Below are 20,285 nucleotides of genomic sequence, written 5' to 3'. Positions count from 1 at the left end.
AGATGAGCATGGCTGAAGGATTATATACAAGAAATCCTCCAAGGGATAAGGATCCCGGAGACCAGAAGGATAATGCGCCAAGAGTACATGCAAATAAATTAAAGAACAAGGATTCAGCCAGCAAATACTACGGACAAAAACTAAGGACCGGTAAGGCTGACAATAGCGAGACGCTTGAGGAAAAGAATCATCGTGAAAAGCTCAGAAAGCAGACTCAGAAGAAAGCATCTGAAGTTGAAAAGGTGAGAAAATCCCAGGAAGCTGCAAAGAAAGAACGAACTGTGAGTAAAAGTTCGGTAAGAATTTCTGAGACGGCATCAAGAGTAGTAGCTGCAGCTGACATTATGTCGGATGTGGTTAATTCATCGGAAGATAACAGAGGCGAGAGCGCTGTATCTGAAGAAGTCTTTGAAGCAGGAGGCTATGTGGCCAGCGGTGCAGCAAGCCATGTTACTTCCAAAGTGAAGAACGGCAAGTATAGCAGTAAAGTCCATGGCCGGAAGGAAGCGAGTGCTGAAACCAAAGAAGCCGCAAGGGAAAAGGCCCGTAGGGAAATTCAGAGAAAAATGATGGAAAGACAGGCTAAAGCTGCTGAGAATGGCGGAAAGATCGGAAGGAAGATAACTGAGAAGGCAGAAGACGTTGTTGGAGCTATTGGCGAATTCATCACAGAATTTGTTCAGGACAATCCGGCGATAAGCATCATTATTGTACTGGTTCTTCTGATAGTACTTATATGCTTTGGGCTTCTTAGTTCCTGCGGAGCTATTGCTTCCGGCGGCGGAGATATCACTGTCATAACATCCTACACCGCGGAGGACAGAGACATCCTGGCGGTGGAAGATGATTACAAGGAGCTGGAAGAGGGCCTGCAGGATGAGATCGATGAGATAGCTGAGGACCATGCGGACTATGACGAGATCAACTACTACCTTGATGAGGTTGGTCATAATCCCTACGAACTGGCAGCTCTTTTAACAGTAATCTTCGAGGCCTACAGAGAAGATGAAGTTCAGGAAAAACTACAGGAGATCCTTGAGCTGCAGTATGAAATCACCTATGAGGAAGAGGTTGAAACCAGGGAAAGAGAAGTAGAAGACACCAGATGGGTAGAAGATGATTCCTACGCTGAAGGCGGATACTACGAAGACTACACCTACACAGAGGAATATGAGTATTACATCTGCAATATCTATCTTGTTAATCACGGCCTTGACTATGTGGTAGAGAACCTGGGACTCACTGATGATGATATAGCCCGCTATGAGGTCTTGAAGGAGACCTACGGTAACAGGATGTATCTCTTCGGTGAGGATGATATCTACAGTATTCCCGGAAGCAGAGAAGGTGACAGTGATGAACATCACGTTCCCGGGGAGTATCTCTCAGATGAAGAATTTGCAAGGATGCTTCATGAGGCTGAGAACTATCTGGGCGTTGAATATGTATGGGGCGGTTACAGCCCGGATGGCTTTGACTGTTCAGGATTTGTCAGCTGGGTGATTAATCACTGCGGTAACGGATGGAACTTTGGAAGGCTTACAGCCAATGGCCTGAGGGCAAGAACAGACTATGTTCCGTCCTCAGAAGCAAAGCCCGGAGATCTTGTCTTTTTCCAGGGAACCTATGAAGTATCCGGAGCCAGTCATGTTGGAATATATGTGGGTGGTGGCTGGATGATCCACGCCGGTAACCCGGTGCATTACTCAAATATCAATACGCCCTACTGGCAATCACACTTTTTAGAATACGGGCGTATACCGTAAGGAGGAAAAGTTATGTTTGAAAAGTTAAAAAGACTCAGGGCCGACCGGGACAGGGCACAGGCCAGACTGAATGAAGCCAAGGCAAAACTTGATGAAGTCAATGAAAGGCTCAAGGCAGAGGAGGCCAGCAGCATGGTCGGTATTGTTGAAAGACTTGGGCTTTCTCCTGAGCAGCTTGCAGATTACCTGGGAGTTGGGGAGAGCGAAAAGCTAACAGCTCCAATGAACAACAAGAAAGAAACAAAATCAAAGAGCACTGAAGCAGATGCTCAGGACAAAGAAAACAAAGGAATTGTGGAGGATATCTTAGATGAAAGCTTTTAAGTTAATAGCTGCCAAGGCTAAAGTCCTTGGATGTTCAGTGGCTCTTATGGGGTCACTTTTTTGTTTTACACCTGTGACAGCATTTGCAGGAGGACCTGACTGCATATGCGAAACAAAGTGTACAGAAGATCATGTTAATCCGGACTGTCCTATATGTAAGGAGGATTACCGCAACTGTGAGGGAAAAGAGCCTGAGATAGAGGAAAAGTGGGGACCACTTACTCCTGATGGCAACATGGAGCTTGTGGATGATTACGGATCCCTTGAAGCAGGAGGCAAGCAGTTCATAACTGTAATGACCAAGAACGGCAACTACTTCTACATCATCATCGACCGTGATGATGACGGCAATGAGAAGGTTCATTTCCTAAACATGGTGGATGAGTCAGATCTTTTGTCCCTCATGGATGATGACCAGGTCAGCGAATATATAAAAGTTACAGGGATAGGCAAGGAAGAGGAAAAAGAGCCTGAAGTGGTGACACCACAGCCTCAGCCTACACCGGAACCTGAACCTGAGCCCAAGGAAGAACCTGAACCCAAGAAAGACCCGGTCAATGTAAATGGAATTATGGCGATCATACTTGTGATCGGACTTGGAATTGCCGGCGGATTTATGTATTACACCTCAACCAAGAACTCCAAGAAGAAGTCCAAGGCTATAGATCCTGATCAGGACTATACCGATGATGATTATCTCAGGAGCATAAGTGACGAGGATGATGAGATAGAGCTTGAAGAGGAAAAAGAGCCTGAGGATGCGGAAAGCGATAAGGAGGATGAGTGATGGGAGTAACTGAAAAAGAGTTTTCAAAAGAAAAGCTAAAGGTAACGCTGGCAAAGCTCTTCGGATTCCTGGAATATGATCAGCTGATTGAAGGTTTTTATAACGAAGACGATTACAACAAATATAAGGATGAAGATGAGGACGTCATCATAAACGCGCTGGCAGAAGAGTATGCCAATAATCTTTATCCTGAAATCCTTGGCCAGTTCAAGACATTTGTGCCAAATATATTCGGATATGATTCGGAAGGAGAGCTCCTTAGTTCAGAGCTGTTCTATCTCCCTGCGGTGAAGATCTACGAAGACATAGATACTTCCTACAATGATGGCGTAACCGTAGTTTATGACACCAACGAGATTTACATGCTTACAAATGGCGATATTATTCAGGTTATGTCACTGGTGGTTCAGACAAAAGAATTTATGATGAACTATAGGGGATATGTCCAGGAGCTTAAGGGCGATATTAGCTTTGCTTTTGAAGAGGAGGATCTCTTCGGAAGATTGTGGGATATCGCTGCAGGATATCGCGACGAGGAGGATGAGTGATGGCGCGAAAAAGTAGATTAACGATCTTTGCAGTAAGAATAAGGAAAGCCATGAAGGAGGAGCCTGACAAGAAGGCTCCTTCTTCAGTTACCGGGGATAAGGCAAAGAAGTGAGGAGGTGACCTGAATGCCTGAAGCAGTAACAGAAAAGAAATCATTTGATCAGAAGGCTGATTTTAAGAGCCGTGAAGACAGGCTTAAGGAACTCACAGATCAGCTTGAGGTCGGCGTTAAGTCTGTAAGGAACAGCGCAGAGTTCAAGAACCTTCTTGCTACCATGGCAAAGTTTCCACACTACTCAGTTAATAACTGCATCCTGATCGCCATGCAAAAGCCTGATGCAACTCTCTGTCAGAGCTATACCGGCTGGAAGAACATGGGGCGTTATGTGAAGAAGGGCGAGCGGGGTATCAGGGTCATTGCTCCTGCTCCGTATAAGATTGAGAAGGAAGTGGACAAGGTTGATGCCAACGGAAAAGTCATCCTTGATAAGGATGGAGAGCCTGTGAAGGAGACCAGAGAGATCAATGTCATGAGTTATAAGGCAGAGACTACTTTTGATGTTTCACAGACTGAAGGAAAAGAACTTCCGCAACTTGCTATCAATGAGCTTAAGGGTGATGTAAACAAGTTCACTATTCTCATGGATATCATAAAAGATATCAGCCCCGTTCCTATTGGTTTTGAAGATATCAAGACCGGAGCCAAGGGTTATTACCATGTGCAGGATAAGAGAATTGCAATCCAGGAAGGTATGAGTGATCTGCAGACTCTCAAGACCTGCCTTCACGAAGTGGTTCATGCCAAGCTTCATGCTGATCCGGGAAAAGAAATCAGTAAGAACAGGAAAGAAATTGAGGCAGAAGGAACTGCAGCAGTTGTCCTTAACTTCTTTGGCTATGATACAAGCTCCTACAGCTTCCCATATCTGGCATCCTACTCTACAGATGAAAGTCTTAAGGAACTAAAGAGTGCCCTTGGCACCATCAGATCAACTTCTTCCATGATCATCAAATCTGTGGAAGACATGATGATTGATAAAGAAAAGACTCAGGAGATGAGTCCGGAGCAGGGGGCGCTCCTGGAACAATATGCTAAGGAACAGGCAGGCGTTAAGTCCAAAGAAGGGATTGAGAAGAGCCATCATGAGGGTGACGCTCCACTGAAAAATATAGATGGAGTTGTTGCCGATAAGTCAGGAATTACAGGAAATGTTGGAAGAAAGATCCTGGGAACAGTTCGCATCCTCCCCGATGGATGGGGCGGAGTCAAGCAGTCTCTTCTGGATAACCTGAATATCCGAAAGGATCAGATAAAAAACGAAACGGCAGAAAAAACTGCCGGTAAAGAGAAGGAGGTAGTCACGAAATGAGTGGTATGGATGATGGATGGAAGGATGCTGCCGATTTTGGCGACGAGCTTCCATTTGGAAATTTTGAGGATGGCAGTGGAACTAAGCAGGCCTATGCGAACGATGATGTAGTTGGAAACTGCCCTGTATGCGGCGCTCACATTGTTGCAAGAGAGAAGGGTTTTCTTTGTAACAATATGGAGTGCCGTTTTGGTTTGTGGAAGAACAACAGATTCTTTGAGGCAATCGGAAAAGAAATGACCAGGGAAGTTGCAGATGAGCTCCTTAACTGTGGGACAGTCAAGCTTGATGGATGTAAGTCCAAGAGAACCGGGAACTCTTTTAACTGCTATGTGGATCTGACAGTGGATGAGGAGCAGAGGCCTCACTTCGAGATCCGATTTCCTCAAAGGAAAAAGAAAGAAGGGGAGTGATGACTGTATGGAAAGAAAAACAGGAACACCAATAGAAAAGTGGGATGACATTAATGGAAATACACTCGAACCTGAACCTGAGGTAGTGGAGCAGCCGGTGAAACTTCCACAGGAACAGGATCCTAATATCATTGGAAATGTCAGAAGAGGCCTTGAAGATCAGCTGGAACAGAACGACAACATGATCGGAGATGGTGTTATCAATAATCTTCCTGAAGATAATCACAAACAGGAAGCCATTATCGATAACAACGCCAATGGTGTCCCTGATGAAGATGAGAAACCAATGGGCAAAGATCATTTCCATGAAGTTATCACGGAGAGGGAAGAGAAGACTTCTCTTTTAAAAGAACTTCATGAGTGTAAGCTCGAGCCTGATGATCACCCCTGCAGGTCTTTTGCTCCTGAGCTGGTGCTGTGATATGAAAGAACCATCACAGGGCAGAATCTTTGTCCGGGTCACTCCTGAAGAACGGATGAAGATAATGCAGAAAATGGAACTGGCCGGTGTCAGAAAAATCAGCGCATACATGAGAAAGATGGCCATCGATGGTCATGTCATCATGCTGGATCTGACAGACATAAAGGAAGTTGAAAGGCTTCTTGGCGAATACACTGATACGCTTAAAAAGTTCGAGAAGAAAGCTGAAGAGACCGGCTGCATATATCTTCAGGACATCAAACAGCTTCAGACAGAGCTGGATGAAATATGGGAAACATTAAAGGAAATTCTTTTCAGATTATCATTCATCAAATAAGGAAATTACAATGGCAGCAACAAGACTTATAGCACTTCATGCCACCAAGGGCAGGACCCTGGCCAAGTGCCTAAAGGAAAGAACGGACTACGCAATGAATCCGGATAAGACAGAAGAAGGGAGCCTCGTTACAGCTTATGCCTGCAATCCAAGGACTGTTAACGAGGACTTTCTTTTGTCCAAAAGAGATTACGAAGTGGCAAACGGAAAAGAAAAGGGAGACGTGATCGCCTATCAGATCAGGCAGTCTTTTAAACCCGGGGAGATTACTCCGGAAGAAGCAAATCGAATTGGATATGAGACAGCCATGAGATTTACCAAGGGCAATCATGCATTTATTGTGGCCACACATACCGACAGAAATCATATTCACAACCATGTGATTTTCAATTCTACTACGCTTAAAGGTGATAGGAAGTTTACCAATTTTTCTTATTCCGGCATTGCCCTGGGGAGACTTTCCAATCTTATCTGTATGGAAAATGGTCTGTCAGTTATAGCGCCTCAGCCTTATCACAGTAAGACAACTTACATACATGCTGAGCGCGGACCCACATTCCGCGATGGAATTAGAGAAGCAATCGACACGGCTCTTTCCAAAAAGCCCGGCTCATTTGATGAGCTGCTGTTGAAACTCTCCGAGCAGGGATATGAGATCAAGAGAGGTAAGCATACTTCTGTCAGAGGAAATGGTCAGACCAGATTCATCAGGTTCCGTTCCCTTGGAGATGGCTATTCGGAAAAAGAGCTGCATGAGAAACTTGAGGGTGTGGCAAGAGGAGCAGAAGAGAGAAAAGACACTTCTCCAAAGGAAAAAGCCAAGCCCTTCTACAGAGAGGATGGCTTTGATCTTCTCCTTAACATGCAGGAGGTTATTGCAAAGGGAAAAGGTCCCGGGTATGAACTCTGGGCGAAAAAGTACAACGTCAAAAATGTCATGAAGGCACTTCTCTTTTTCCAGGAGCAGGGACTTAGGACTTACAATGAACTTGAGAAAAGAGCCGGCGACACTTCCGATAGATTCTCTGAGCTCAGTGATGAGATCAAAGGCTACGAGAAACGCCTTAAGGAAATCTCAGAACTTAAGAGTAAGATCATTGACTACTCCAAGACAAAAGACATCTATCAGCAGTACAGACAGTCTGGTTACAGTAGACAGTTTTTTGCTGAGCACAAGGAAGAGATCATGACTCACAAGGCAGCCAAAGATTCTTTTAACAGGCACAAGGGAAAACTTCCTTCTGTAAAAGAACTCAGCGATGAGTACGGAAAAGTTTTGGCAAAAAAGAAAGCGGCCTACTCCGAATACAAGGAAGTCAGAAAAAATATGCAGACCTATCAGACTGCAAAATATGATATCGATAAGATCCTTGGAATCGAAAAGACTCCGGATCAGAACAGGACACGCGAACAGACGCGATGATTTTTTTTAGGGACATTACTATCAGAAAGATGATGGTAGTGTCCCTTCTTTTTTTGTGCTTTTAGCTCTCGAAGAGAGCGTAGTCAGATTGAAAATCTGATGCGAGGGGATTGGGGATACGCCCCAACAAGTGAGTATTACGGAGCATTTATGCGCAGGAATACACCACTTGCCACTTTACTTACTACCGTTAGGACACGGCTCAGCCACGGGTCGGCGCGCCGGAACGTGGGCCGGGATTTTTGATATAATGGAATGGCGAATATGTCCAGGACTAAACGGAGATTAACAATGAGAATAGGAATTGTATCTGATACTCATGGACTTCTCAGAAGAGAAGTGATAGAAGGCCTGCAGGGTGTTGATCACATAATTCATGCCGGGGATATCGACAAGAAGGATGTGCTCGATGAGCTCGAAAAGATTGCACCGGTCACTGCAGTAAGAGGAAATGCTGACAAGGATTGGGCAGTGTACCTTCCGGAGAAAGCACTCCTTGAATTTGAAGGCAACAAGATTTATGTGATCCATAACAAAGGGAAGATAGCGGATTCTGCGGACGGGGCTTCCGTAATTATTTACGGGCACAGCCACAAGTACTCGTTGGATGAGAGGAACGGACAGATCTGGTTCAATCCTGGCTGCTGTGGAAAAAGAAAACCGGATCAGGAAGTATCTTTTGCGATTCTCGAGATTCGCGGCAAGGACGATTTCTCCTTTGAGAAGAAAATTATAAAGGTCGAGGGCAGTACCAGCTCTCTTCCGAAGAATATAGATACAATCATATTGAAGACAAAGAAGCTTGCCGACAAAGGAGCCTCTCACGAGGAGATCGCAGCAAAATTAAAAATATCAGAAGACCTGGCGGAACAGATCTGCCGGATGTACTTTACTCATCCCGGGGTAGATGTTGCAGGGATACTTCACAGGATAAGTGATTAGGGGGCGTTATGAAAAATCAATATGTCGGAGATATAGGGGATTATGGGAAGTACTCTTTACTTCGAGCTTTTTCAGAATCCGGAGTTAAAGTGGGAATAAACTGGTATCTCACAGAGGATGATGGCTCTAACGACGGGAAGCACATCAGCTATCTGGAAAAAGAAGATATGAGAAGGTATGACCCTGTAGTTTTTGATGCTTTAAAAAAGCTTGTGGATAATGGGAATAGATCTGTTCAGGCTGTTCAGGATGCCGGGCTTATTTCGAACGCATTATACTTTGATGAGCTTCTAAAGATTCAGGGAAATCCTCCAGAGAAAGAACATCGAAGAATTTTCTGGTTCAATAAAAGCATTGACGCGTTAGATGAAGCTGATTTAATCTTTATGGATCCTGACAACGGTCTTCTGGATAATAATGATTATCTGGCAAAGAATGCCGACAAATATATTTTCCCAAATGAGGTGAAACGATACTATAACGAAGGTCACAACGTTGTCTATTACTGTCATAAGGGCAGGCGAACATATACCCAGTGGGATGATTATAAGAATGCGATGGTTGATAGAATTCCGGATGCAAAACCGGTAATACTTACGTTCCATAAAGGAACGCAACGCTCATATATATTCCTGATTCATTCAAAGGATTTTGTAAGGTATAGAAAAATTATCGAAGAGGTACAGAGACGTTGGAGGAATCTTTTTTCTGAGGAGTATACAAATAAAGGGGATGTTGCGGGAGCTCCCTCAGGTGAGAAGATGACAGTTACTAAATCAGATGGAACCACCATTACGTTGGAATTAAGAGCGGATGGACAGATCCAAATGAAGAGCAGCTCTCGTCCAAACGAATACAGAGTACAGTCTGTGGACCTATTCTGCAGAGAAATAGGATACTAAAAATCAAATACTGATTCTTGAGACTTCGTTGCGAGTGTGACGGAGTCTTTTTATATCATTACACAATATATTGCGTTGCATTTTCGTCATTGTTCGTCACGGTTCGTCACTGAAACCGCATGTTTGCTGCGTTTAATATCTGTCATTTTTATGGGACTTCTCGTGTGGCATTAATAGAGTGTAGCCTGAAACGAATATCTATTTTTGACGATAGAAATGAGAGGAGAGATCCATGAAGCCTGAAGAATTCATCATATTATTTGGATCAAGAAACCCAAGACCTATTGATAAGGGAGATGTCATTATAGCTAGGATAGCGCTTTTGGCAGTTAGGTTTATTTTATTCCTTATCCAAGGATTTGCGTTGCTACTGATACTGTTTTTCTTCTAAGGGGATCACATCATGGAAAGACTACTTTATTGGATTAAGAAATGCATGCATAGGAACAATAAGTTTTGCAAACACTTCTGTGTCACCTGCGAGTTTTATGAGATCTGCAGGAGGGACGGAGAACTGAATTGAAAGAGAGGTAGCATTATGTTTTTTGGAAAGAAAGATAAAGACGTCAGACTGACAGATAAGCAGTACAAGGATCTTGTGGGTTGCATGAGCAAGAAGGAACGCAAGGAATTTGATCGCCGTCAGGAACAACTGCGCAGGGACAGGGAAGATGATAGGCTTGACGCATGGTTGGATTTTGAGGATGAGATGGATGAAATGTAATTATCTCGGTCTCCTCTCAGGCGACCTATTATCAGAACCAACCTTGTACAATATAGAAAACGGTAAAAGGTATAATTGTTATATCGTATTTGGAGGTCATTATGACAGTAAAAGAAGCAAGAAAAATAGTTCAGGATTTCAATGAAAACAAGAGAATAACTGATGAAGATGAGTTCATGTTTATAGAGGCAATGAACTTTCTTATTGAGGAAGAAAAAGATCCCAGGGACATGATGTGGCTGGGCGGTTATTACTATGAGCTTAAGCGATTTGACCTTGCGCTGAAATATTACGAGATGGCAGCAGCCATGGACTATGACGAAGCATATGAGTGCCTTGGCTATATCTGGTACTATGGCAGGACCGGAGAACGTGATTACAAGAAAGCCTTCGAGTACTTTTCCAAGATGATGGACAAGGGCAATCTTGTTGCTGAATATAAGGTTGCTGACATGTACAAGAACGGTTACTACGTCGATAAGGACCAGAATAAGTACGAGAGCATGATCAAGAAGCTCTATGAAAAGGTCCAAAAGTGCGACAACGTTTTTGATCCGGTACCGGAAGTGTATACCAGACTTGCCAGGATCAAGACTGCAGAGGAAGATTACGACGAGGCAATCAATCTATACCTTAGGGCAAAAGACTGGCTGGCCCAGAGAATCAGGTTTAATGCCTTCTTTGGTAATCTCAATATCATGAAGTGGCTTATTGATGACCTCTATGAGCTTATAGAGTTTGATGAAGAAACCTTCGATTTTTATGATCTTTATTATCTTCTGAAGACTCCTCATAAGATCAGATTCTTTTACGAGGACAAGGAAATGCATCTGGAATCAGAGATGGAAGGCAATGAGTGTGTTGTCTGCTTTAATGGCAAATGGTATCACTCCCAGGATGACTTCTTCAAGGATGCTGCAGTAGATAATGTAAAGCTTACATCAGTTTACCGTGACCTGTATGGATTCGAGGTGATTTAACATGGATGAAATTATAAAAGGAGAAAACACTTCCTACGCCAGATATGAGGAACTGATTACACGAAGGGATAACCTTAAGAAAGAGGCTTTTCAGTATCATAGGGCCTACGTCAGAGAGTTTGGGGACCTTATCCTGGACGTTTTCAAAAAGAAGATAGAATGCATTCAGAAAAAGAAGACAATTGAATATTGCCAGGCTGCTCTTAACCATGGCAAAGCTGTTGATCAGAAAGCTATGCAGGAATACCTGGAAAAAGAGATGGCGGAGTTTAAGGCACAGCTAAAGGATATGGTAAAAGAGCATGAAGAGTCTTTGAAGGATGGCACTATTACTGAGAAAGACGCTCTTGAGATAAAGAGAATCTACCATAGACTTGTTAAAAAGATCCATCCGGACATCAATTCTGCTGTATCAAAGTCACTTACTCTTATGGATCTTTGGAATAGAGTTGTAATCAGTTATGAATGTAATGATCTTAAGAGCCTTATGGAACTTGAAGTACTGGTTAATAAGGCACTCGAAGAGATGGAATTGGAGGGCACTGACTTTGAAATTCCAAATATCAATGAGAAGATAGCTGAGCTTGAGGCAGAGATACTAAAGATTCGAGAAACGGATCCTTATCAGTATAAGTATCTGCTAGAGAATACAGATTCAGTTGCAGCAAAGAAGGCTGACCTTAAGGAAGAACTGAAATCCTATGAGGATTACAGCAATCAGCTCGATGAAATCCTTGAAGGTATCATGGGAAAAGGAGTTAAGATCACATGGCAAATGAATTAGTAGAGAAAAAAGAAAGTGCTGTTGCAGCAATAGAAGGTCATGAGCTTGGGGATATAATCAAGCCGCTAATAAAGGAAATACACCTGTTTGACTCCTATATTGCCGGGACAACACATTTGGATGATACCTCTGTACTTGAGAATATCAAGGTTGGAGATGTGCTTACTCTTCAGAGAGAGGACAACAAGTTTGATAGCAATGCAATTCTGATTCTGAACGAGGATAAGAAAAAGCTTGGATACGTTCCTGAGAAGGATAACATAGTATTTGCAAGACTTATGGATGCTGGGAAGCTGCTGAAGGCGAAGATAACACAGATTAACCATAAAGGATCCTTCAAGCAGATAAGCGTTGGAATATATTTGGTAGATTTTTGATATAAAGATTATCTGTTTGTAGAGTTATAAAAACGGTGTGAAGAATGCATAAAAGTTCGGTAACTAAGGCACTTCTACGTTGAAAGTGTTCGCGTGAACGACTAAAATATAATTGTTGCGGTTCACTTTTTTGGAGGGCTTTTATGGAGTACTTAACATCGGCTGAATGTGCAGAAAAATGGGGTATCTCTCAGAGGAGAGTAGCTGTTTACTGCAAAGAGGGAAGAATTGAAGGAGCAGTTATAAGAGGGAAGATGTGGTTAATACCTGAAAAGGCAAAAAAGCCTGATGATCCGCGTAGAGTCCGGAAAAATAATAGCAAATGAGACTATGTTTGATGCGAGAAAACGGACTGAATAAGGAGATTTACCATGGATTCATTGATCGGTGGCATGAAATTAATAGATAACGTAAATCAGACTTTACGGGATGATTTGAGTAACGAGATCAAATCCGGCAGCAAGGTTTCTATTGCTGCGGCAAGTTTTTCTATTTATGCATATCAAGAACTTAAGAAAGAATTGGAACAGTGTGATGAGTTTCGATTCATTTTTACTGCGCCTACATTTGTCACGGAAAAAGCTAAAAAGGAAAAACGAGAGTTTTATATTCCAAGGATGAGCCGAGAGCAGAACCTTTATGGAACAGAATTTGAAATCAAGCTCCGGAACGAAATGACACAGAAAGCTATAGCCAAAGAATGTGCTGAGTGGATTAAAAGGAAAGGTGTATTCAAGTCTAATGTCACTCAGGAAAACATGCCAGGATTCATCCATACATCTGGAAAATCATATGCGCCTATAATGGAGTTTTCTACTGTAGACCTTGGATGTGAGAGAGGCAACAATGCATATTCCATGATTCAGAAAATGGATGCACCATTTTCACAGGAGTACCTTAAGGTATTTGAAGAACTATGGAATGATAACAAGAAGCTCCAGGACGTTACAGATGTTGTCTTGGAGAACATTACAACAGCATACAATGAGAACTCACCTGAATTTATTTATTTCATGACCCTGTATCATGTGTTTAGTGAGTTCCTTGAAGATATCTCAGAAGATGTTTTGCCTAATGAGGCAACCGGATTCAAACAGAGCAAAATTTGGAACCTGCTTTATGATTTCCAGAAGGATGCTGTGCTTGCAATCATCAATAAACTTGAAAAATATAATGGCTGTATTCTTGCTGACAGTGTGGGTCTTGGTAAGACCTTCACTGCTCTTGCTGTAGTCAAATACTATGAAAACAGAAATAAGACTGTGCTTGTCCTCTGTCCTAAGAAGCTTGCTGAGAACTGGAATACCTATAAGGATAACTATGTAAACAATCCTATAGCTGCTGACAGATTAAACTATGATGTGTTGTTCCATACAGACCTTTCAAGAAACGGTGGATTCTCAAATGGACTTGATCTCGACAGACTTAACTGGGGGAATTATGACCTTGTTGTAATTGACGAGTCTCACAATTTCAGAAACGGAAGCGGAACACATAGCAATCAGGTTGAGAACAGGTACAACAGATTGATGGACAGGATTATCCGTGCCGGAGTAAAGACAAAAGTTCTGATGCTTTCCGCTACTCCGGTAAATAACAGATTTAATGATCTAAAGAATCAGCTTGCTCTTGCTTATGAAGGAGATTCTGAGACTCTAAATGAGGCTCTTGATACAAAGAAACCGCTTGAAGAAATATTCAGACAGGCTCAGAGAGCTTTTAATGAGTGGAGCAAACTTGACGCTGAAGAGAGAACAACAGATGCCCTTCTTCGAAATCTGGACTTTGATTTCTTTGAAGTGCTTGATAGTGTAACCATAGCAAGGTCAAGAAAGCATATTGAGAAATATTACAACACAGCTGAGATTGGAAAATTTCCAGAGAGACTAAAACCAATTTCAAAGTCTCCGCAGCTTACTGATCTCAGCAATGCAATCAACTATAACGAAATATTTGAACAGCTAACAATGCTGTCCCTTTGCATATACACACCTTCCAACTACATCTTCCCAAGCAAGATGCAGAAGTACATAGATCTTACTCATAACAAAGGTCAGAGTCTTACACAGAAAGGTCGTGAGGAAGGTATCAGAAAGCTGATGAGTATCAATATGCTTAAACGATTGGAAAGCTCAGTATACTCATTCCAGCTTACTCTCACAAGAATAAAAGATCTCATAACTGGGACTATAGATGCCATAAATCATTATGAGCAGTATGGAACTGCAAATCTCGATATGTACGAGATGGATGAAGACGAATTCGATATGGAAGATGAAAATACAGACTTCCAGGTTGGCAAGAAAGTTAAGATTGATCTTGGAGATATGGATTATAAGAGTTGGCGTGATGAGTTGCAGGCAGATGCAGATGTACTAGAGCTGCTTACTACAATGGTGGCAGATATTACACCAGAACATGATTCCAAATTACAGGAGCTTTTAAAACTTATATCAGATAAAATTGAAAATCCTATCAATGAAGGAAACAAGAAGCTTATAGTATTCTCTGCCTTCTCGGATACAGCAGAATACTTATATGACAATGTAAGCGAGTTCGTAAAAAAGAGATATGGACTTGATACGGCAGTAATTACCGGAGCGATTGAAGGTAAGACAACGGTAAAGGGAATAAAGCCTACACTCAATAATGTGCTTACCTGTTTCTCACCGATATCCAAGAATAAGGATGTCCTCATGCCAAACAATCCTGCAGAGATAGATGTACTTATCGCTACAGACTGTATCTCGGAAGGACAGAATTTGCAGGATTGTGATTATCTGATTAACTACGATATCCACTGGAATCCTGTTCGTATTATTCAGAGATTCGGACGAGTCGATCGTATCGGAAGTAGGAACCAGTATATCCAGCTTGTAAACTTCTGGCCGGATATGGATCTGGATGAATATATCAATCTTAAGAGTCGTGTTGAAACACGTATGAAGATTTCTGTCATGACTTCTACTGGTGATGATAACCTTATAAGCCCTGAGGAAAAAGGAGATCTGGAATATCGTAGAGCACAGCTTAAGAGATTGCAGGAAGAAGTCGTTGACATTGAGGATATGTCTACTGGTATTTCAATCATGGACTTGGGGCTTAATGAGTTTAGATTGGACTTGTTGGAATACGTTAAGACACATCAGGACTTGGAAAAAAAGCCAAAAGGACTTCATGCTGTAGTAAGAGCTTCGGAGGAAAATCCTGAAGGAATAATCTTTGTGCTTAGAAATGTTAATAACAGCGTGAATATAGATAATCAGAACCGTATCCATCCGTTCTACATGGTTTATATCAGTTCAAATGGTGAAGTGGTTTGTGATTATCTGAATCCCAAGCACCTTTTAGATACGATGAGACTTTTGTGCAGGGGTGAATCTGAACCAATTAAGGAACTGTGCAGAAAGTTTAATGAAGAAACAAACGATGGAAAGGATATGGCTGAGATATCAGAGCTGTTAAGTGACGCCATTACATCCATTATAGATGTTAAGGAAGAGAGCGACATAGACAGTCTCTTCAAAAAAGGTGGTACGTCTGCACTTATGTCAGAAGTATCAGGACTTGAAGACTTTGAACTTATTTGCTTTATGGCGGTAAGAGCGTAAAGGAGGGATTTCTGTGATTGGACTGCCACAGTCAACAGAATTTAATAAGCGTATACCCAAGCAGAAGTTTTATGAAAACCTTACTGTAAGTGCATCTTTGAAGCAGTCTTTTGTAGATCAGATAAAAACTATTTATTGGAGAAACAAGATTGCTGCAAGCACAGTGAATATTGCTGAAGGAACTGACGTAGAAGAAATAGAGGTTTTTGAGATAAAGCTTACCGGTGAGAACATTGATGAGGGAATCCTAAAGCAGATGGATAAAGAGATTCCTTATCACATATTGTTTCTGTTGGAGCACGAAGGAAAGTATCAGGCATGGATTGGCTATAAAGAAGAGGCGCAGTCCGGCACCAGTGCTTTTAAGGTAAACAGCTACTATCACACTGACTGGCTGCAGGTAGATGACCTTCCGGTGAAGATGGAAGGACTATCCATTGATGCTGTTTATGAAAACTTCGTAAGGCAGATTGCAGGAGATTCATTAAAAGCATCAAATCAGGAATCTCTTAAGGATTCTGTAGACAGAGATAATAGAAGGCAAGGCCTACAGAAGCAAATAGATAAGTTACAGCAGAAGGTTCGTAAAGAGAAGCAACTTAACAGGCAGATGCAGATGAATACAGAACTTAAGGCGTTAAATAGGGAGTTGGATGAACTGACATGAAACAAGAATATCTGCTCCTGGATGAACAGGAGAAAAATGAAATATCAAAATATAAGCCGGAAGGGGTGCAGACAAAGCTTTATTCCGTAGAAAATGGAAAATGCTGGTATGTCGAGTTTTCCATTGAAGGTGAGAATATAGATTCGGCTAGGTGGCTTTCTGAAGTGGATGATTATGTAAGAAATAGTTTTAAGTTAACAGTTCTTCAGAACGATAGCTCAAAATATTTTAATAATCGGTTATATCCACTAATGAGTAGCTTTGAGCGAAAACTAAGAAAAATACTTTATATGTTTAGCGCAATCAATAAAGATGATGAGTCGGCTAAAAATATAGAGAAGCTTGAAGAGAAAGATTTTGGACAAATATTTACGATGCTGTTTGTTGATGAAGGATTTATGTCAGCAGCTAAGACAGCAGTAAAAGAAACGAACAGGGATAATTTTTCAAAGGACGATATCATTCACCTTTTGGAAAGTATAGAAGAAAAACCGGTCTGGGATAAACTCCTTGGAAAAGATGTTGTACCAACTTTAAGGAAACAATATCAGGATGTACGAAAGATTAGGAATGATATTATGCATTCACATGATATTGGTTGGAATGCATACAGTAAGTCAGAGAAGCTGATAAAGAAAATAAATCGAGAGATTGATGAAGCGATAGACGATGTAAATATAAAGGAGAGCATAACTAAGAAGCAGCCAACATTCAATAAAACATTGGCTGATGCGTTAAGAGTACAGGAGCAGTTTGGACAAATATTCAGAAGTGCTGTACCGCAGCTATCCAACTGGGCTGAGGTTAGCAATGTTATTGCAAGTAGCTTTAATCCTGAAGTAATTAAAATGGCTCAAGTCGCACAACAATTGGCAACACCATTTCAATTGAGTCCAGAGATAACAGAAGTGTTGGAACAGTCCCGCTCTTTGTCACAAGCTATAGCTGAGGCTCCGGTTCTAAGAGAAGCACAGGAAAACGCTCAGATGATGGCAAATTTATTTAGAGATAATCCAGGATTGGTAGAGGCGCAAAGACAGGCAGACCAAATATCAAGGATAATACAAGATAACCCGGCAATACTGTCTATGCAAGAACAAGCAAGTAAGATGGCACAATTAACTCAAGGATTGAATTTGGAATCTATCAGTAGAGCTGCTGATGAAAATGACAATAATAGTGATGGAGGATTAGAGAATGGAGAAGATGAGAATGGAATCGAAAGACATGACGACTCAGAACATAGAGAAAATTGAGGCATTATTTCCGAATTGTATTACTGAGGCATCAGATTCTAACGGCAAAACTAAAAAAGCAGTAAACTTTGATGTGCTTCGTCAAATGTTGTCAACGGATGTGATTGAAGGTGATGAGGCATATGAATTTACTTGGGTTGGGAAAAAAGCGGCTATTGTTGAAGCAAATAAGCCTATAAGAAAAACATTACGTCCGAGTAAAGAAGAGAGTTTGGACTGGGAAAATACTGAAAATTTATACATTGAGGGAGATAATTTAGATGTTCTTAAACTTCTCCAAGAAAGCTATCTTAATAGGGTAAAGATGATATATATTGACCCTCCATATAATACTGGAAATGATTTCATATATGCTGATGACTTTCATGTGTCAAATGAAGAATGGGATGCTGAAAGTGGAGTGTTTGATGAAGCAGGAAATAGACTTTTTAAGAACAGCAATAGTAATGGAAGATTTCATTCAGATTGGTGTTCAATGATTTATTCTAGGTTGATGTTAGCAAGAAACTTATTGTCGAATGATGGTGCAATTTTTATTTCTATAGACGATAACGAGCAGGAAAATCTCAGAAAAATATGTGATGAAGTGTTCGGAGAATCAAATTTCATAGGAAAAATTGCAGTTGTAAATAACCTTAAGGGAAGAAATGATAGAAAGGACATCGCTACATGCCATGAGTACTTATTGATATATGGCAAGTCTGAATTTACAGCAGGAGGTATGCCATTAACAGAGGAGCAAAGAGCGCAATATGACAAAATAGATGAAAATGGAAACGCATATCAGCTCAGAGACCTTCGTAAAAGAGGCAGACCCGATCGAAGAGAAGACAGGCCGAATATGTACTTTCCTATTTACTACAACGAGGAAACTAAGGAGTGCTCTCTTGAGAAACACGATGGATGGGTTGAAATATTCCCATTAAGAGGTGATGACTCTGATGGTCGTTGGAGATGGGGAAGAGAAAGAGTTCAGGCAAATTTGTCTATTCTTGAACCTAGATATTCGAATATTGCCGGACGGTGGGGAATACAACATAGAGTTTATTTAAATCCTGCTTTAAATCCTGCGACAGCAAATGATGAAGAGGATGAAGAAAATACTGAAGAGCGTGCATCGAAGAGTAAATCGTTTTGGATGGGAGGAGAACTCTCAAGTGATGTTGGAAGGAGACAGTTAAAGAAACTATTCGGTAATGCATATTTTGACTATCCTAAATCGGTAGATCTCTTATTAAACGCTTTGTATATGGGATCAGATCAAGACTCAATAATTATGGATTTCTTCTCGGGCTCAGCAACTACTGCTCATGCTGTAATGCAGTTGAATGCGACTGATGGTGGAAACAGAAAGTTTATCATGGTTCAGTTGCCAGAAGAGATAGAAGAGACTAACGATGCATTTAAGGCAGGTTATAAGAATATTTGTGAAATCGGAAAGGAGAGAATACGTCTCGCAGGTGAGGCTATAAAAAAAGAAATGCCTGAGCAGGCAGCTAATCTTGATGTGGGATTTCGCGTATTAAAATTGGATGATTCCAATATGAATGAGGTTTATTATTCTGCTGATAAATATACGCAGGATATGATTTCGATGATGGAATCTAATATAAAAAATGACAGAAATGATATGGATCTTATGTTTGGATGTCTGTTGGAATGGGGATTACCTCTTTCGTTGCCATACTCAATAGAACAGGTAGATGGATGCAATATTCATATCTATAACGGTGGAGATTTGATAGCGTGCTTTGATGAAAATATTTCGGAGGCAGTTGTTAAGGAAATCGCAAATAGACAGCCGCTGAGAGCAGTGTTTAGGGATAACTGTTTTGGAAATAGCCCGTCAAAGATTAATTTAGGTGAAATTTTTAAAACTCTAGCACCTGACACAAGCGTAAAGGTAATATAGGAGGCCGTATAGTGACATATAATTTTCAAAGTCTTATAGATGCATTCTTAGAAGGTGCAACTGAAGGGATAGTTGGTTCTAGAACTTCGCCAGGGAATCTATATATAAGAGACGACCAGTTAATACACTATAGTACTCCTATCATGGAAAGGGCGAATGAGGAAATAATTGTTAATTTAACACAGTATTCCATCCAAACTGGACGCTTGCAAAAGATGATAAAGGAGACATTGCTAAATGAAACCTATAAGGTTGCAAGGCATGTCCCACGCGACTTTAAAGGCTCTCTGAAAGATTATCTTGTAGTTGAAGAAATCAATGGAGGTAAGTCTAAATGAAAATACAATACAAGCATCAAAAATTTCAAGCTGATGCAGCGCAAGCTGTAGTAGGTGTTTTTTCGGGACAACCATATGGACAATGTCATTAAGTTAAGATGACACTATAAAGATCTCTACATCTGAAAATGATGTAGGGGTCTTTTTTTCTAAAAACAGTTGACATGTAAGCATAAAAGTGCGGCCGCTTTCGCTACAGATTTATTTTTAGAGGTAGCGAAAGCGGCCCTTGAAATTAGAGGCAAAAGTCTAAATTCAAGGAGGTGCACGTGAAATCAAAACAAGTTAGAGATATTTTACTAAAGGAGATACACAGCGTTTGCAAGTCCATCGATCAGTTCTGTGTTTCTCCGGGAAAGGATTTTGTTAGGAGCAGAAAAATACCAATTGAAAAACTTATAC

Annotated in this window: 22 protein-coding genes; all 22 read left to right on the top strand. The window is 41.2% G+C overall.

The features are described 5' to 3' along the window. Nucleotides 1–8 precede the first annotated feature (8 nt). The 22 genes from G589_RS20495 to G589_RS0116905 all read left to right on the top strand — a co-directional run bounded on the left by G589_RS20495 (nucleotide 9) and on the right by G589_RS0116905 (nucleotide 19,883). Nucleotides 9–1,766 (top strand): C40 family peptidase, encoded by a 1,758-nt coding sequence (locus G589_RS20495; protein ID WP_051192531.1) that lies wholly within the window; start codon nucleotides 9–11, stop codon nucleotides 1,764–1,766. A 12-nt stretch (nucleotides 1,767–1,778) separates the two neighbouring features. Continuing rightward, the gene (locus tag G589_RS0117010) at nucleotides 1,779–2,090 is read left to right on the top strand and encodes a DUF4315 family protein (protein WP_026522965.1); all 312 of its coding nucleotides are present in this window, start codon (nucleotides 1,779–1,781) and stop codon (nucleotides 2,088–2,090) included. Beyond that, on the top strand, nucleotides 2,077–2,877 hold the full coding sequence (locus G589_RS20490) for a DUF4366 domain-containing protein (RefSeq protein ID WP_051192529.1): 801 nt from the start codon (nucleotides 2,077–2,079) through the stop codon (nucleotides 2,875–2,877). The genes G589_RS0117010 and G589_RS20490 overlap by 14 nt, the downstream gene beginning before the upstream one ends. Further along, nucleotides 2,877–3,425, top strand: coding sequence for a hypothetical protein (locus G589_RS0117000; RefSeq protein ID WP_026522964.1), 549 nt, complete (start codon nucleotides 2,877–2,879; stop codon nucleotides 3,423–3,425). The genes G589_RS20490 and G589_RS0117000 overlap by 1 nt, the downstream gene beginning before the upstream one ends. Nucleotides 3,426–3,551: 126 nt before the next feature. After that, entirely contained in the window at nucleotides 3,552–4,796 is a 1,245-nt protein-coding gene (locus tag G589_RS20485) for an ArdC family protein (RefSeq protein ID WP_051192527.1), read from the top strand. After that, nucleotides 4,793–5,209, top strand: coding sequence for a hypothetical protein (locus tag G589_RS0116985; protein WP_026522963.1), 417 nt, complete (start codon nucleotides 4,793–4,795; stop codon nucleotides 5,207–5,209). Before G589_RS20485 ends, G589_RS0116985 begins: the two co-directional genes overlap by 4 nt. 7 nt (nucleotides 5,210–5,216) lie before the next feature. Continuing rightward, nucleotides 5,217–5,630: a hypothetical protein gene (locus G589_RS0116980; protein WP_026522962.1), complete on the top strand. Its 414-nt coding sequence runs from the start codon at nucleotides 5,217–5,219 to the stop codon at nucleotides 5,628–5,630. A 1-nt stretch (nucleotide 5,631) separates the two neighbouring features. Beyond that, a complete protein-coding gene (locus tag G589_RS0116975; protein ID WP_026522961.1) occupies nucleotides 5,632–5,967 on the top strand; it encodes a plasmid mobilization protein in 336 nt (111 codons plus the stop codon). Nucleotides 5,968–5,977: 10 nt separating this feature from the next. After that, nucleotides 5,978–7,390 (top strand): relaxase/mobilization nuclease domain-containing protein, encoded by a 1,413-nt coding sequence (locus G589_RS0116970; protein ID WP_026522960.1) that lies wholly within the window; start codon nucleotides 5,978–5,980, stop codon nucleotides 7,388–7,390. Nucleotides 7,391–7,681: 291 nt separating this feature from the next. After that, nucleotides 7,682–8,332 (top strand): metallophosphoesterase family protein, encoded by a 651-nt coding sequence (locus G589_RS20480; RefSeq protein ID WP_051192526.1) that lies wholly within the window; start codon nucleotides 7,682–7,684, stop codon nucleotides 8,330–8,332. A gap of 8 nt (nucleotides 8,333–8,340) precedes the next feature. Then, nucleotides 8,341–9,234, top strand: a complete 894-nt coding sequence (locus tag G589_RS0116960; RefSeq protein WP_026522959.1) for a hypothetical protein — start codon at nucleotides 8,341–8,343, stop codon at nucleotides 9,232–9,234. 232 nt (nucleotides 9,235–9,466) lie between these two features. Further along, nucleotides 9,467–9,625, top strand: coding sequence for a hypothetical protein (locus G589_RS22025; protein ID WP_155832573.1), 159 nt, complete (start codon nucleotides 9,467–9,469; stop codon nucleotides 9,623–9,625). A 147-nt stretch (nucleotides 9,626–9,772) separates the two neighbouring features. Continuing rightward, nucleotides 9,773–9,958 carry a hypothetical protein gene (locus G589_RS0116950; protein ID WP_026522958.1) on the top strand — a complete coding sequence of 62 codons (186 nt, stop codon included), beginning with the start codon at nucleotides 9,773–9,775 and terminating at the stop codon, nucleotides 9,956–9,958. Between the two features lie 101 nt (nucleotides 9,959–10,059). After that, nucleotides 10,060–10,938, top strand: coding sequence for a tetratricopeptide repeat protein (locus G589_RS21475; protein ID WP_051192523.1), 879 nt, complete (start codon nucleotides 10,060–10,062; stop codon nucleotides 10,936–10,938). Nucleotide 10,939: 1 nt separating this feature from the next. Next, on the top strand, nucleotides 10,940–11,722 hold the full coding sequence (locus tag G589_RS0116940; RefSeq protein WP_026522957.1) for a hypothetical protein: 783 nt from the start codon (nucleotides 10,940–10,942) through the stop codon (nucleotides 11,720–11,722). Continuing rightward, nucleotides 11,707–12,099 carry an HIRAN domain-containing protein gene (locus tag G589_RS0116935; RefSeq protein ID WP_026522956.1) on the top strand — a complete coding sequence of 131 codons (393 nt, stop codon included), beginning with the start codon at nucleotides 11,707–11,709 and terminating at the stop codon, nucleotides 12,097–12,099. The genes G589_RS0116940 and G589_RS0116935 overlap by 16 nt, the downstream gene beginning before the upstream one ends. A gap of 143 nt (nucleotides 12,100–12,242) precedes the next feature. Continuing rightward, a complete protein-coding gene (locus G589_RS0116930; protein ID WP_026522955.1) occupies nucleotides 12,243–12,425 on the top strand; it encodes a helix-turn-helix domain-containing protein in 183 nt (60 codons plus the stop codon). 45 nt (nucleotides 12,426–12,470) lie between these two features. Then, entirely contained in the window at nucleotides 12,471–15,710 is a 3,240-nt protein-coding gene (locus G589_RS0116925) for a helicase-related protein (protein ID WP_330366750.1), read from the top strand. Between the two features lie 13 nt (nucleotides 15,711–15,723). Then, a complete protein-coding gene (locus tag G589_RS0116920; RefSeq protein WP_026522953.1) occupies nucleotides 15,724–16,377 on the top strand; it encodes a DUF4391 domain-containing protein in 654 nt (217 codons plus the stop codon). After that, on the top strand, nucleotides 16,374–17,633 hold the full coding sequence (locus G589_RS0116915; protein ID WP_026522952.1) for a hypothetical protein: 1,260 nt from the start codon (nucleotides 16,374–16,376) through the stop codon (nucleotides 17,631–17,633). The genes G589_RS0116920 and G589_RS0116915 overlap by 4 nt, the downstream gene beginning before the upstream one ends. Then, nucleotides 17,575–19,545: a site-specific DNA-methyltransferase gene (locus tag G589_RS0116910; RefSeq protein ID WP_026522951.1), complete on the top strand. Its 1,971-nt coding sequence runs from the start codon at nucleotides 17,575–17,577 to the stop codon at nucleotides 19,543–19,545. The genes G589_RS0116915 and G589_RS0116910 overlap by 59 nt, the downstream gene beginning before the upstream one ends. Nucleotides 19,546–19,556: 11 nt before the next feature. Then, nucleotides 19,557–19,883, top strand: coding sequence for a hypothetical protein (locus tag G589_RS0116905; protein WP_026522950.1), 327 nt, complete (start codon nucleotides 19,557–19,559; stop codon nucleotides 19,881–19,883). Nucleotides 19,884–20,285: the final 402 nt, after the last annotated feature.

Origin of the sequence: Butyrivibrio sp. VCB2001 (genome assembly GCF_000423965.1) — a bacterium.
GTDB lineage: Bacteria > Bacillota > Clostridia > Lachnospirales > Lachnospiraceae > Butyrivibrio.
This window is presented reverse-complemented; position numbering and strand designations above follow the sequence as displayed.

What these genes read in the sequence shown, in the direction of transcription:
- G589_RS20495 (WP_051192531.1), top strand. Translation starts at nt 9, where the DNA reads ATGGCTGAAGGATTATATACAAGAAATCCTCCAAGGGATAAGGATCCC.
- G589_RS0117010 (WP_026522965.1), top strand. Translation starts at nt 1,779, where the DNA reads ATGTTTGAAAAGTTAAAAAGACTCAGGGCCGACCGGGACAGGGCACAG.
- G589_RS20490 (WP_051192529.1), top strand. Translation starts at nt 2,077, where the DNA reads ATGAAAGCTTTTAAGTTAATAGCTGCCAAGGCTAAAGTCCTTGGATGT.
- G589_RS0117000 (WP_026522964.1), top strand. Translation starts at nt 2,877, where the DNA reads ATGGGAGTAACTGAAAAAGAGTTTTCAAAAGAAAAGCTAAAGGTAACG.
- G589_RS20485 (WP_051192527.1), top strand. Translation starts at nt 3,552, where the DNA reads ATGCCTGAAGCAGTAACAGAAAAGAAATCATTTGATCAGAAGGCTGAT.
- G589_RS0116985 (WP_026522963.1), top strand. Translation starts at nt 4,793, where the DNA reads ATGAGTGGTATGGATGATGGATGGAAGGATGCTGCCGATTTTGGCGAC.
- G589_RS0116980 (WP_026522962.1), top strand. Translation starts at nt 5,217, where the DNA reads ATGGAAAGAAAAACAGGAACACCAATAGAAAAGTGGGATGACATTAAT.
- G589_RS0116975 (WP_026522961.1), top strand. Translation starts at nt 5,632, where the DNA reads ATGAAAGAACCATCACAGGGCAGAATCTTTGTCCGGGTCACTCCTGAA.
- G589_RS0116970 (WP_026522960.1), top strand. Translation starts at nt 5,978, where the DNA reads ATGGCAGCAACAAGACTTATAGCACTTCATGCCACCAAGGGCAGGACC.
- G589_RS20480 (WP_051192526.1), top strand. Translation starts at nt 7,682, where the DNA reads ATGAGAATAGGAATTGTATCTGATACTCATGGACTTCTCAGAAGAGAA.
- G589_RS0116960 (WP_026522959.1), top strand. Translation starts at nt 8,341, where the DNA reads ATGAAAAATCAATATGTCGGAGATATAGGGGATTATGGGAAGTACTCT.
- G589_RS22025 (WP_155832573.1), top strand. Translation starts at nt 9,467, where the DNA reads ATGAAGCCTGAAGAATTCATCATATTATTTGGATCAAGAAACCCAAGA.
- G589_RS0116950 (WP_026522958.1), top strand. Translation starts at nt 9,773, where the DNA reads ATGTTTTTTGGAAAGAAAGATAAAGACGTCAGACTGACAGATAAGCAG.
- G589_RS21475 (WP_051192523.1), top strand. Translation starts at nt 10,060, where the DNA reads ATGACAGTAAAAGAAGCAAGAAAAATAGTTCAGGATTTCAATGAAAAC.
- G589_RS0116940 (WP_026522957.1), top strand. Translation starts at nt 10,940, where the DNA reads ATGGATGAAATTATAAAAGGAGAAAACACTTCCTACGCCAGATATGAG.
- G589_RS0116935 (WP_026522956.1), top strand. Translation starts at nt 11,707, where the DNA reads ATGGCAAATGAATTAGTAGAGAAAAAAGAAAGTGCTGTTGCAGCAATA.
- G589_RS0116930 (WP_026522955.1), top strand. Translation starts at nt 12,243, where the DNA reads ATGGAGTACTTAACATCGGCTGAATGTGCAGAAAAATGGGGTATCTCT.
- G589_RS0116925 (WP_330366750.1), top strand. Translation starts at nt 12,471, where the DNA reads ATGGATTCATTGATCGGTGGCATGAAATTAATAGATAACGTAAATCAG.
- G589_RS0116915 (WP_026522952.1), top strand. Translation starts at nt 16,374, where the DNA reads ATGAAACAAGAATATCTGCTCCTGGATGAACAGGAGAAAAATGAAATA.
- G589_RS0116910 (WP_026522951.1), top strand. Translation starts at nt 17,575, where the DNA reads ATGGAGAAGATGAGAATGGAATCGAAAGACATGACGACTCAGAACATA.